Here is a 13,298-nt window from a genome sequence, read left to right as displayed (position 1 = left end):
AATAAGAGACGATTTAGCAATAGCTTAGCAACTGTGCAAATAAAGTTTGTTTGCAACGTTATGAGCAATATTGTTTACAACATTGCAAGCGCTAAGAAAAAATATATGCATATATGCGAAACAGCTTTCACCTTCCGCCAATCATCTTTCGCATGCGTTGTATGCTAATCGGATATGCAGTTCCCAATTCTTGCGCCCAAAGAGATACATAGAATTCTTCGCACATCCAACGTAATTTCTCAGCGATTATTTGTGACTCGTCATGTGCTGGTCCTGATGGGATTTTCTGAGCGTCTTCTTGAGCTTTTACTACAAGCTTATGTGCTTCATCTGCCTGCCAAGCCCAACGTACGTCACGGTTTTTGTCTGCCTTAGCTTTAGTAAGACGAATCACGTCTGCATGCAAGTAGCGTTCAATACGAGGCAGAGAATCAGATGGAGTTTTGGCAATAAACCCTCCGTATACAAGACTTGCAGTGTGTTCGCGGATTGATTGCAACACTGAAAGCAACGGCAAATCAGCCTTGCCAGAAACAGCTTTACTAACTTCCGCATCACGCTTTAATATAGCAATCACATCGTGAGCTACATCGTATACCGTATCCTCGTATATTTCGGAAATGTTGGCAACAGTTTCGCGTAATAAATTGTCGTCAGTAATATTATCTGTGTTCGCAATTAGTCGTTTTACTGCAGCCATTTGCAAGTCTTCTGCTAAAGCGTTAGAAGTTGAATAAGGTGCAGCTGCGAGCATTAAAGATTCAGCGCCAAGCCAGCGAGAAGTAATACGCTTATTGTCTAAATGCAGCATATTCAATGCACTTTGCCAAACCATTTGTGCGCGCGAAAGATTTGTAGCACCAGATTTGTGTAATAAATCTGCTCGTTCAATTACATTTCCAGCTTGTGCAGCTTTATTTGCTTTGAAATTTACAACTTCTCGTGCAGATTCTTGTGCTTCTTTTGCAAAACGCTGTTGCAATGCAATTAATGATTTGTCGGTTCCAAGAATAGTAGGTTTTACGCGATTAGAGTACTTGTTACGACCTGCAGGTTTATTGCGATTTTCGTTAGCTTTTCTCTCTTCAACACTAAACGTCATGCGCAAGTATGGTGAGAGTTTGCTTATTTGCTCGTCGTCGAAAACTTCAGGATGTATTTGCGCTCCAACTACACAAATTGCAGCTTTAGTGAAAACTTCTCTAAAATCTTGCCATTCGCTTTTTATATTGCTTTCTGTTTCTCCAGTCCCAGGAAGCTCGTCGTAATGTTCGTCAATCCAAGAGCGAATTTTTTGAGCAGTATCAGGAGCTGGAACAAACTGTACTCGTAGAGCTTTAGGCAAAGATTTAATCATGCCAATAATAAGCTCATCTAATAAACCTGGAACATTCCAAGTAAATTCTTCAGGAGTTAAGCGCGAAAGTACGTAAAGCGGCACATGCACAGTTACGCCGTCCAAAGGATTAGCCGGATCATACACATAACTTAAACGCAACCTTATAATCTGACCATCTGTACCAACTGTATCCCAATGGTCAGGATAGTCAGCTAAATCAGTACTTTGCGTAGTTTGTAAACGTTCAACTTCATCGGGATTAAAGTCTAACTTGTGTGGATTTTCTTCGCGGTTATCTTTCCACCATTTTGCAAGAGCTGCAATAGTAGTTGCTTCTTGAGGAATGCGAGTGTCGTAAAAAGTAAATAAATCTTCGTCGTTTACAGTTTCGCTTATTTGACGAGTGCGATTTGCTTGATTATCTGCATCTTCAAGCACATTGTGATTATTTACAATAAACTCATCGTGTGCAAAACGCTGTTGCACATCTGCTTCAACTAAGCCTTGACGAATCATAATCATACGAGCTTCGTAAGGATTAACTCTAGTCCATTGAACTGTACGATCTTGAACAATAGGCAATCCGTATAGTAATACTTTAGATTTTGCTACAGCAGCACCTTTAGAAGCACTCCAATGAGCGTCAGAATACGTGATTCTAGTAAGATTTTTAGCAAGAGGCTCGGCCCAAGCAGGATCGACTTGTGCGCAATATCTTGCCCAAAGTCTAGATGTTTCAACTAATTGCGTACACATAACCCATGAAGGAGTTGTTTTCGAAACAGATGAAGCTGGGAATATTGCGAATCTTCCTCCGCGTGCGCCTTGATAGTCGTTTTTAGCCATTTTTTGAGCGCGTTTCATAGCTCGAATTTTTGCTGATCCATGCAAATTAGCAAAATCTGAAGCTTTTGGTTCACGCACTACTTGCATTCCCAACATAGAAAGCAATCCTGCAAGCATCGACGAGTGTATTCCTTGCGAATCCCAAGAGCAGCACAAGCTGTGAGCAGCCTGTTGATTATTAGGAAGCTGACGAATTTCCAAAGATACTCTTTTAGATGGAATAGGCTCGCCAACTTTATAATGCAACTCTTTACACAAGTCTTGAAGTTGATTAACTAAATCTTTCCACTGTTTTAAACGCAAAAAGTGGAAGAATTCCGCTTTACAAAGTTTGCGAAGAGCATTATTGCTCATATTTCCGTCTGCTTGGAAAATATAATCCCAAATATTTAAAGCAGTTAAGAAATCGCTTGTTTCATCCGCATAACGATTATGAAGTCTATCCGCTTCTTCACGCTGTTCTTCGGGGCGCTCGCGAGGATCTTGCAAACTCAAAAACGCAACAATTACCAGCACAGCTGCAAGAGTATTCGGAGTTGTTTTACGCGCCGCTTCAATAATCATGCGTCCTAAACGAATGTCAATCGGCAATTTAGAAAGCTCGCGGCCAATATGAGTTAAAGTGATGAAACCTGATTTTCTATTTATTGCGCCAAGCTCGTTAAGCTCATTAAAGCCGTCGCTTACTGCTTTCATATCAGGAGGGTCAATAAAACCGAAATTTGTAATATCTTCGCCAGTTTTAGCAACTCCTACTGAAAGCATGTGCAATACTACTGCTCCAAGCGAAGTGCGCAGAATCTCAGGATCGGTAAAACGAGGGCGAGTTTCGTAATCTTCGCGCGAGTAAAGTCTAATAGCAATTCCGTCCGCGATTCGTCCGCATCGCCCAGAACGCTGATCTGCGCTCGCTTGAGAAATTGGCTCTATAGGAAGTCTTTGCACTTTTGCAGACTTAGAATATCTGCTAATTCTCGCAAAACCAGGATCGACAACGTATCGAATCCCAGGAACAGTAAGCGAAGTTTCAGCAACGTTCGTAGCAATAACAATGCGTTGATGAGAGTGATGTTCAAATACTCGATGCTGATCTTTTGCAGAAAGACGCGCAAAAAGCGGCACTATTTCAATAGCATCAGCTCGCTTCATATCACTTGCTCGAGTGCCAAAATATGAGCGTAATCCTGCTTCAAACTCTCGAATATCGCGCTCGCCAGAAGCGAAAACCATAATGTCGCGCGCGCCTTGCTCGTGGATTGAATGAATCACTAATTGAGCACATGCGCGAGTTACTGCAGATGTCATATCTTCATCTGTAATATCGTCTCGATTGCTTTCGTTAGATTGGCTTTCTGCAGCAGTTTCCTCATCCATTGTTATGTCTGCAAAGCCGGGGACGTGTTGCATAAGTGAAGGAGCGGATCCAAGTGGTTCATAAAGAACTCGCACAGGGTAAGTGCGTCCAGAAACTTCAATAACAGGAACTTTTATGTGTAAAGCTTGCTCAAAATGTTCACGGAATTTTGCAGAATCTATTGTTGCTGAAGTAATAATCAGCTTCAAATCGCGTCTTTGCGGAAGTAAAGTCGTTAAATATCCTAGCAAAAAGTCAATGTTAAGACTGCGTTCGTGAGCTTCGTCAATAATAATCGTGTCGTATTTAGTAAGAAGAGGATCTCGCTGAATTTGCGCAAGTAAAATACCGTCAGTAACAATTCGGAGCTTTGTTTTAGGTGAACTTTCGTCGGTAAATCGCACTTGATAGCCGATTTCTTCGCCTAGTTTTACTTCCATTTCGTTTGCGATTCGCTCAGCAACAGTGCGTGCAGCTAAACGGCGAGGCTGAGTGTGCACGATTTGCTTACCTCTTCCGCCTCTTCCAAGCTCAAGCACCATTTTTGGGATTTGCGTAGTTTTACCGGAGCCAGTCTGTCCGGAAACAATCACGACTTGTGAAGACTTAATTGCTTCTATTATTTCGTCGTGTGCTGCGCAAATAGGAAGCTCAGCAGGGTAGTCGAATTTCATAGTGTATATTTCTTTTCGTAGATTTTTGCTTTTTAGTACTTCTTTAGTATTAGTACGTTTTATTATTTCGTTTTTATTACTTCTATAATTCGGTATCCTTTAGAACTTGCATATTTTTCAACTATGTAGTTTTCGCCAAGATTTTCAGCAAGCCAAGGAATAAGTGAGTCTGAGCCAAGATTTTTTTGCACAACTAAGTAAGCTGCTCCTCCTACTTTTAAACGCGGAATCCAAGTCATCAAAATGTCGTGCAGCATTTCTTTTCCAACGCGAATTGGGGGATTGGACCATATGAGATCAAAATTATTAAATTCCAAAGTATTATTTTCTTTTAAAGCGTCATCTACTAAAGAAGTGCGAATATGCTTTAAGCCAGCGTTTTTTGCGTTTAGCTCAGTAAGCTCTAGCGCGCGCTCATTTACATCTACAGCTACAATCTCAGCTTCTGGAGATTCTAAGCCCATTGCAATGCTGATAGGCCCCCATCCGCATCCAATATCAAGGAATTTGCCATTTTCCGGTGGTTTTGGAGCATGTTTTAGTAGCACAGACGTGCCTAAATCAAGCTTAGAAGCACTAAATACTCCGTTTGAAACTTGTACAACAGTTTCATGATTTCTCAAAGTTACATGTAACGTTCTTCGCTCATCGCAAGATGATGGTGTTGCAGAAAAGTATTGTTCGCCACTGATTTTTTGCGTTTTTTCTGATTTTGGTGATTTGGTTTTATCGTATTGTTTAAATTGTTGATGACTGTCCATGATCTCGCTCAAAAATACCGTATTTCGCCTATAAATTTAAATTTATTAATATACTTTTTTCTATTGTATCTTTATTTACATATCATACATATATGTTGTGTTCATATATTGTCGTCTCAAGTTACCATAATAAGACAAACGTTGTAAAACGCTATTTACAATGAAATAGAGGAGGGACAGTTGGTGGATAGTAATGTGGCATCCGGGCGAGATGATGTGCTTAATTCAAACGATTTTTCCTCCCTCGAAAATGATTCTAATAATATGAATGAGCATAATCTCACCAATAATGCAGTGCTTTATGCTCATTCGGATGTGCTTCTAGACACTACTTCTGACAGTGAAAAGCATGATGAAGTTTGGCAGGAGCGTGAATCTCGTAATGCTTTAAAGCGAGTAGCTGGCCTTGGCGAATTACAAGATGTTACCGAAGTTGAGTATAGAAAGCTTCGTCTTGAGCGCGTTGTGCTAGTAGGAGTGTGGTCTAGCGCAAAAGGAACTCTTGCTCAAGCTGAAGAATCGTTGCGTGAGCTTGCAGCGTTGGCACAGACTGCTGGTGCTGTTGTTTGCGATGGCATGTTGCAACAAAGATATAGGCCGGATGCTGCAACTTATGTTGGTTCAGGTAAAGCGCGTGAGCTTGCAGCAGTAGTTGCTCAGCATGATGCGGATACGATTATTGTTGACGATGATTTACCTCCTAGCCAGCGTAGAGCTTTAGAAGATGCGACTAAAGTTAAGGTTGTCGATCGCACTGCTGTTATTTTGGATATTTTTGCTCAGCACGCTACAAGCCGTGAAGGTAAAGCTCAAGTTGAGCTTGCTCAATTGCAATATATGCTACCTAGGTTAAGAGGCTGGGGTGCTGCTCTTTCTAGGCAGGCTGGTGGTAGAGCTGCAGGAGATGCTGGTATTGGTTCTAGAGGTCCTGGCGAAACTAAAATCGAAATGGATCGTCGAGCTATTCGCAATCGTATTTCTAAACTTCGTCACGATATTGCGAATATGGCACCTGCGCGCGATGTAAAACGTGGTTCTCGTAGACGACAAGATATTCCAACTGTAGCTGTTGTTGGATATACGAATGCTGGCAAGTCGTCTATTATAAATCGCCTTACTGGATCACAAGAATTAGTAGAAAATGCACTGTTTGCAACTCTTGATACTGCAGTACGTCGTTCTCAAACTCAAGATGGTAGAAGCTATACTTTGGTAGATACTGTTGGTTTTGTTCGCAGACTTCCAACTCAACTAGTTGAAGCATTTAAATCCACTTTGGAAGAAGTTGGACAAGCAGATGTTATTTTGCATGTAGTTGACGGTTCGCATCCAGATCCTATTTCGCAAATTAATGCAGTAAACGAAGTTCTCGCCAATATTTCTGGTGTAGGAGATATACCTCAAATTATGGCATTAAATAAATCAGACATGATGAGTGATGCTGCGCGAGAACGTTTTTCTTCTCTTTATCCTGATGCCGTTATTGTTTCTGCATTTAGTGGCGAAAATTTGCAAATATTGCGCAATCGTTTAGAAGAATTGTTACCGTCTCCTCGTGTTCGTGTAGATGTAACTTTGCCGTACGAGTTTGGTGGATTATTATCAAAAGTTCGTGAAAATGGTGTAGTTGAAAAAGCAGAATATGTAGATTCGGGGGTTGAACTTATTGCTTGGGTTGGACCATCGTTAGCTGCAAAACTTATGAAAGTAGCGTTGTAATAATAAATTCCGGTGGTGCGATTAGAGTAAAGGTGTTCATACCAAAAGCTCTTAATGTGAGAGCAGCCCTTAGTAATGCATAAATCGTGGTATTTTGTGTGCTTATAAGGGTGTGATAGGTTGTTGAAAAGAGGTTTTTGCTCATGGTGAGTTCGCAGGTTAAGCCAACTAAGCTTGCAATTATTGGTGCCGGCGCGGTCGGATCTACTCTCGCTTTCGCTGCTGCTCAGCGTGGTGTTGCGCGTGAGATTGTGCTTGAAGATATTGCTAAGGAACGTGTTGAAGCTGAAGTTTTGGATATGCAGCATGGTTCTAGCTTCTATCCTGCAGTTTCTATTGCCGGTTCTGACGATGTGGAAATTTGCCGTGATGCTGACATGGTTGTGATTACTGCTGGCGCTCGCCAGAAGCCAGGTCAGACTCGTTTGGAGCTTGCAGGTGCCACTATCAACATCATGAAGTCAATCATTCCGAACGTTGTGAAGGTTGCTCCTAACGCAATTTACATGTTGATTACTAATCCTGTTGATGTTGTTACGCACGTTTCTATGAAGCTTTCTGGTCTTCCAGCAAATCAAATGTTTGGTTCTGGTACCAACCTTGATTCCGCTCGTCTTCGTTTCTTGATTGCTCAGCACACTGGCGTTAATGTTAAGAACGTTCACGCATACATTGCTGGCGAACACGGTGACTCTGAAGTTCCACTGTGGGCTTCTGCAACCATTGGTGGTGTTCCAATGTGCGATTGGAACGCTCTTCCAGGTCATGAGCCACTTGATGCTGCTAAGCGTGAAGAAATCCATCAGGAAGTTGTTAACGCTGCTTACAAGATTATCAACGGTAAGGGTGCAACAAACTATGCTATTGCTATGTCTGGTGTAGATATTGTTGAGGCTGTTCTTCGCGATACTAACCGCATTCTTCCAGTGTCTTCTTTGCTCGATGACTTCCACGGCATTTCTGATGTGTGCATGTCTGTGCCAACATTGCTTAATCGCAATGGTGTAAACTCTCGTCTAAACACTCCAGTTTCTGATCGTGAGTTGGCTGCTTTGAAGCGTTCTGCTGAAACTTTGCGCGAAACTGCTGCTAAGTTTGGTTTCTAGTTTTAAAGAGTAATTTATAAATTATTAAACCGCTTCTTCTTTTAATTGAGGAGGAGCGGCTTTTCTTATTTAAAACAACAACATACCTCACAGAATTTTCTGTGAGTTCGATATATTATTACATTATGGCTGATTTTTCTAACATTCTTGCTACTCGTCCTGATTTTAATGACAGTGATCGTGAGTGGCTTCACCATTTGGTGGTCGATTGGCAGGTTATTGCAGATTTGAGTTTCGCAGATTTGCTGCTGATTATTCAAAATGGTGACGGTGATTATGTTGTTGCTGAACAATGTCGTCCTTCAACAGCTATTACTTTGCGTACTGATGATTTGTTAGGTAAAAAATTAGATGATTCTTTAGTACCTGAGCTTAATGAGGCGATGAAATCTGAGACAAGTTTCCACTCTTCGACCTTACGTTCTATTGGTAGAGCTACTGTATGCTACGTTTATGCTCCAGTTCGTCATAGGGGTAAAACTCTCGGATTGGTTATGCGCGAAACTAATTTGGCAACGCGTGAATCTAATGGTCGTTATGAAACTGAAAGTATTAATGCTGGTAAGACTTTATTTGACATGATTCCTCGTGAACAATTCCCATATCGTGAATCTGTATTAAATCAACGACATAATGCTCGAGTATCCGATGGTTTTATTGTGCTAGAAGACGATGGAATAGTTCGTTATGCTTCCCCTAATGCCATTAGTTGTTTCCGCAGACTTGGCGGATTAAACACTATGCAAGGTGAATATTTAAGCGAATTTGGCACTAGGTTGTTGCATACGAACGATAATGTTCCCGAAAGTTTACCTCTTGTATTAACTGGAAAAGCTGATGTAGATTGTGAACTTGAAGCGAACCATTCTATAGTTTCCATGCGCTCCTTGCCTCTGTGGGGTCCAAATAATCGTGTTGGAGCTGTAGTGTTATGCCGTGATGTTACTGAAGTTTTGCGGCGCGAACAAGAATTGCGTACTAAAAATGCCACTATTTCTGAAATACATCATCGCGTAAAAAACAATTTACAGGCTGTTTCTGCTCTTTTGCGTTTGCAAGCTCGTAAGACAAAATCTATTGAAGTTAGAAAAGAACTTGAGGAAGCTCAACGTCGTGTGCAAACTATAGCACTAGTTCATGAAGGCTTGAGCCAAACTGCTGACGAAATTGTTGATTTTGACAAAGTTATTTCGAGTTTGTTGAAGATGTCAATTGAGTTGGCGTCTCAGAATCAAAATATTGATATTGATTTTGTTGGAAAATTTGGCAGATTAGCAGCTCAGGATGCTACACCATTATCTCTTGTTTTAACTGAGCTAGTGACGAATGCAGTTGAACATGGTTTTGAAGGTCGTGAAAAAGGTCATATTCGTATTGCAGTTGGTAGGGGCGGAGACAATCTTAATATTGTCGTTGAAGATGATGGAGATGGTATAGATAGTGAGTCTTCTCATGGAATGGCTAAACCATCTGGCTCTGGCCTTGGAACGCAGATTATAAACACATTTGTCACTAACGATTTTGGTGGTACAGTTCGTTGGTCTCCTCGAAGAGAGGGCGGAACTAGGGTAGTGTTAGACATTAAATTGCGCGTATCTGGTATTGAGTAGCTTTAGTAAAAATTGTTTTCCAACGTGCATTAAATGTTATACATTTAGTGTAAAAAGTACAGGAACAATTAAAATTGCTAATAAAGATGCAAAATACCTTGAAAAAACTTTCTTTTCATGATTTCCTTACATTCAGGGGAACTTCTAAAGCTCACCGTTGTAGGTAAGAAATGAGGATAATAATTCATGAGCAACTCGTTTGATTGGCGCACAACAGCAGCATGTAGTGACAAAGATCCTGAACTGTTCTTTCCTCTTGGAAGTGCTGGTACAGCAGTTCAACAGCTTGAAGAAGCAAAAGCAGTATGTCGCTCATGTGATGTTGCAACAGAGTGTTTAAAATGCGCATTAGAAACTAACCAAGATTACGGTGTGTGGGGAGGATTAAGCGAGGATGAGCGTAGAACTCTAAAGCGTCGAGCAATGCGCGCACGTAAAAATCAAGATGCGTCACTATAGATAATTTTATTCTAGGTGCACTATTTGAGTTAAACTTGCTGATCCTGGAGTGATTAAAACACATCGTCCTGGAAGTTGATAGTCTTCAATATCAAAACTTTTAGATAAAGCAGAAGGTATTCCAAGCATTGTATCTGTGCCCACATCTCCTGTTGGAAATATTATCCTCACTGGTGCTTGCTCAGGTAAACGTAAGTAGCGAGAAGTGCTAGTGCTCATAATAACTGGGCATTGTTTACTATTTAATCTTTTTTGAAAAGCAATAGCAGTTTGTCTCGTATTTAGCGGATCAAGCAATTCATCTGCATCGTCAATAATGATTGGCGTATTTTCGTTGTAAATGTTATTAATGTTTTGTTCATATAGTGATTTTCCTGAATATATTGGCAGGTTTAAAGTTTTAGAAATTATTTTTAATATTGTTGTTTTGCCTTGTTTCCTACTACCAATAACAGCTATATTACCAAGGTGAATTGGTAATAGAGCAGGATATAAGTGTATGGTATCGTCTTGTAACCCAATAATAATATGCTTCGTATAAAATTCTTGAGTACGTAAACTTTGAGATATTTTTTGCTCCGAATTTTTGTATTTGTAATTATTTGAATACTCTGCAAGTTGTTTTGCTGAAAGAATCGACGGCAATGGTTTGCTAAATAATTCTGGAGAATGATCATGATGGCAGAATCTACCAGCTAACTGTATTGCTCGTACTAAATGTGCGGGATTGCTGCTTTGAGCACATCGCAAAGCTTCTACTCCTTCTCCAATATTGTAATATGCGGCTCCTGGCGTATTTGGGCTTATTCTAGCTGCATGCGCTGTTCCTAATAATTCTTGCGATTGCATTCCGTCTCTAACTCTCAAGCAAATATTAATAGAAATATTAGCTTTCATATCTGCGCTTACTTGTGCGAGTGGATTTTGAGTTCCAGCAATAATATGCATTCCCAAAGATCTGCCTACTGATGCAATTCGTATAAGACGAGGCATGTAGTCGGGAAGTTGATCTTTTAGAGCATGAAATTCGTCAATAACAATAAGCAATGAAGGTTCAGCTGGGGTTACTTGTGCAATATTATTACATCCATGATGAGCTACTAGTCTTTCTCGTCTATTTAGTTCTAGTTCGAGACCTTTTAGAGCGCGTATTGCGTGTTTAAGATTTAAATCTCCCACATTTCCCATAGCATGTGGGAGTTTAGATAGTATGTCAAAAGTTGCTCCTCCTTTAAAATCCATAAAAACAAACCGTAGCTGCTGCGGACCGTATTGAAAAGCCAAAGCTAAACACCAAGTCGTAAGAAGTACTGATTTACCAGAACCAGTTGTTCCAGCAACTAAAGCATGTGGCCCATTGTTAATTAAATCTAAATAGCAGTAGCCATTATTACTTATTCCAAGTGGAGCTATAAGGTGTTTAGTTTTTGAATTAGGCAAGTAGTTATAAATATTTGTATTTAGATTTTCCTTCATACTATTGGATTTGTTTTTTATGTCGTATGTTCCTGCATTTTTTAACCATGTTTGCAATACTTCTTTCCAGTGATGTTGCGTATTAGAAATTGCATTTCTTCTCATAAGTAATGTTTCTAAACTTACTGGTGTAATAGTATCTGGCAAACTTTCTACAGTTTGTTGATTATAAGTTACGTTATTTGACGATTGCGTAGTGTTTAATAATTGAATTTGCTGATTTTGTTGAACATTTTGAACAGAATTTTTCTCAGATATGTATTGAAAAATTTGTGGAATAAGACTTGCTATGTACATCATAATGCTTGGAATAATCATGGTTAGCATCATCCAATTATCTTGCATCCATGCCATTATAGCCAATGCTACGTGAGCGAATATGGGAACTATACTCGCTGTCATCTGTACATGCATAAGTACTTTAGTTGTAGACATTCCTGTATTAGATTTGTTGCCCATAAATGTATGAGACAATATTTTTGATTTTTGTGCAATACTTATGCAAGATTGTGGTTAAAAGATACGAGTTTAGTGCTTTCTAAGTTGTGGTATCTAATTGAAGTGTTGTTTACACAACAATACTTCGAAATTATTGTTGCTCTGCAAGAGTTCCAACTGATCCAGGTTTATGAGTTCCTGATGCAAGTTGGTTGAATAAATCTAAGTTTTTAGCATCATCGAGAAGCACAGATGAACCAACTCCTGGAACTTGATAGTCAGGATTCGTCCAATATACTGTTCCAGATATGCCTGACGGTCCAGTTGCTTCTTTGAATGCTTGAGCCATTTCCCATAATGTTCCTGGATTGGTTTTCTCATCAAAAATAACTGAAGCAAGTCCCGTTTCAGCAAGCTTTTTTACTTTTCCAAAATTCAATAAGGTATTGTGATCTAAAGCTTTTTTCATAATAGCTGCAATAACCATTCGTTGGCGTGCAGCTCGTCCAAAATCAGATTCTGGATCTGCGTATCGCATTCGCGAAAATGCTAACGCTGTATTCCCATCAACGTGATGGCATCCAGAAGTCCAATTTAACCCGCTAAACTTATCGCTTACTGTACGGTTGTAGCATAAATCAATGCCATCTATAGCGTTAACAACATTAGTAAGACCGCCAAAACGTATTTCTGCAACATGGTCAATGCGATGACCTGTAATTTTTTCTATTGCTGCTGTTAATGCTTTATTCCCAGCTGCTTGCGCAACGCTATTAATTTTTACTTGTTCGCCATTTAAAGAAACAAGAGAATCTCGAGGAATAGAAATTAGAGAGCTGTGACCATTGCTCGGCTTTGTCAATACAAGAATAGTATCTGTTCTAAATCCTGTTATCTCTTTAGCTTCTTCGCCTTCTCGTTGATCAGAGCCAAGAATAAGCCATGCTTTGCCTTGAGTGCTAGGAGTACTAGTAAGCCAAGTAGTGCGGTTAATTCTTGAGTCAACCCAGTTCCATGAATATACCCCAAAACCAGTTACACCTATTGCCAGAACAACAAAAAATGCAATAAATGCATGTAAAATTCTGTGCGGTTTGTGCGGTAGTATTTTTGCTGTACTTCCAACTGCTTTATTTATAGTTGTTGGAATACGCATTTGTGAAATAGAACTTGTGCGCGGTGCTGGTCTTGGTTGCAATTGCGATGTGTAAGAAACAGGTCTAGAAGAACATTGTTCTGGACTTTTTAAGATTCTTGTTCTTTGAGTTGTAGGCGCAAAAGAAGGCGCTTGTGATGGAAGCGCATTAGACTCTATTTTGCCTCTTTTTACGCGTTTTGGAGTGAAACTAGGAGGCACGTTTGAGTTAGATGAATCGTTATTATGAGAAGGAGTGAAGATAGGTGGGTTTATATTATCTTCAGAAGGGTCCTCATACAATCTCGAATTCATTCATCCTCCAAAATAAGCATGTATCTTCAATGACTATGAATACATAATATATAAATTTTATGTTCG

Annotated in this window: 8 protein-coding genes; 4 read left to right on the top strand and 4 right to left on the bottom strand. The window is 39.9% G+C overall.

Translation table 11 applies throughout. The features are described 5' to 3' along the window. Positions 1-127: 127 nt before the first annotated feature. Both hrpA and P0108_RS06175 read right to left on the bottom strand, forming a co-directional pair. Positions 128-4,213 (bottom strand): ATP-dependent RNA helicase HrpA, encoded by a 4,086-nt coding sequence (gene hrpA, locus P0108_RS06180; protein WP_102155269.1) that lies wholly within the window; start codon positions 4,211-4,213, stop codon positions 128-130. A 62-nt stretch (positions 4,214-4,275) separates the two neighbouring features. Continuing rightward, entirely contained in the window at positions 4,276-4,974 is a 699-nt protein-coding gene (locus tag P0108_RS06175; protein WP_004110795.1) for a class I SAM-dependent methyltransferase, read from the bottom strand. 264 nt (positions 4,975-5,238) lie between these two features. Here P0108_RS06175 and hflX point away from each other — a divergent pair, with 264 nt between their 5' ends. From hflX to P0108_RS06155, 4 genes are all read left to right on the top strand, one after another. Continuing rightward, positions 5,239-6,693 (top strand): GTPase HflX, encoded by a 1,455-nt coding sequence (gene hflX, locus P0108_RS06170; RefSeq protein WP_119522939.1) that lies wholly within the window; start codon positions 5,239-5,241, stop codon positions 6,691-6,693. 143 nt (positions 6,694-6,836) lie between these two features. After that, on the top strand, positions 6,837-7,799 hold the full coding sequence (locus tag P0108_RS06165; protein WP_004107125.1) for an L-lactate dehydrogenase: 963 nt from the start codon (positions 6,837-6,839) through the stop codon (positions 7,797-7,799). A 125-nt stretch (positions 7,800-7,924) separates the two neighbouring features. Continuing rightward, positions 7,925-9,409, top strand: a complete 1,485-nt coding sequence (locus P0108_RS06160) for a sensor histidine kinase (RefSeq protein WP_004110792.1) — start codon at positions 7,925-7,927, stop codon at positions 9,407-9,409. A 186-nt stretch (positions 9,410-9,595) separates the two neighbouring features. Beyond that, entirely contained in the window at positions 9,596-9,868 is a 273-nt protein-coding gene (locus tag P0108_RS06155; RefSeq protein WP_004110789.1) for a WhiB family transcriptional regulator, read from the top strand. A gap of 6 nt (positions 9,869-9,874) precedes the next feature. Here P0108_RS06155 and P0108_RS06150 read toward each other — a convergent pair whose 3' ends face one another. Together P0108_RS06150 and P0108_RS06145 are read right to left on the bottom strand one after the other, a co-directional pair. Continuing rightward, positions 9,875-11,698 (bottom strand): FtsK/SpoIIIE domain-containing protein, encoded by a 1,824-nt coding sequence (locus P0108_RS06150; RefSeq protein ID WP_285089391.1) that lies wholly within the window; start codon positions 11,696-11,698, stop codon positions 9,875-9,877. A 235-nt stretch (positions 11,699-11,933) separates the two neighbouring features. Continuing rightward, entirely contained in the window at positions 11,934-13,232 is a 1,299-nt protein-coding gene (locus P0108_RS06145; RefSeq protein WP_012914040.1) for an LCP family protein, read from the bottom strand. Positions 13,233-13,298 lie beyond the last annotated feature (66 nt).

This window comes from Gardnerella sp. c10Ua_244 (assembly GCF_055818055.1).
Note: the sequence above shows the minus strand (reverse complement) of the source record. Positions and strands in the feature narration are given on the sequence as shown.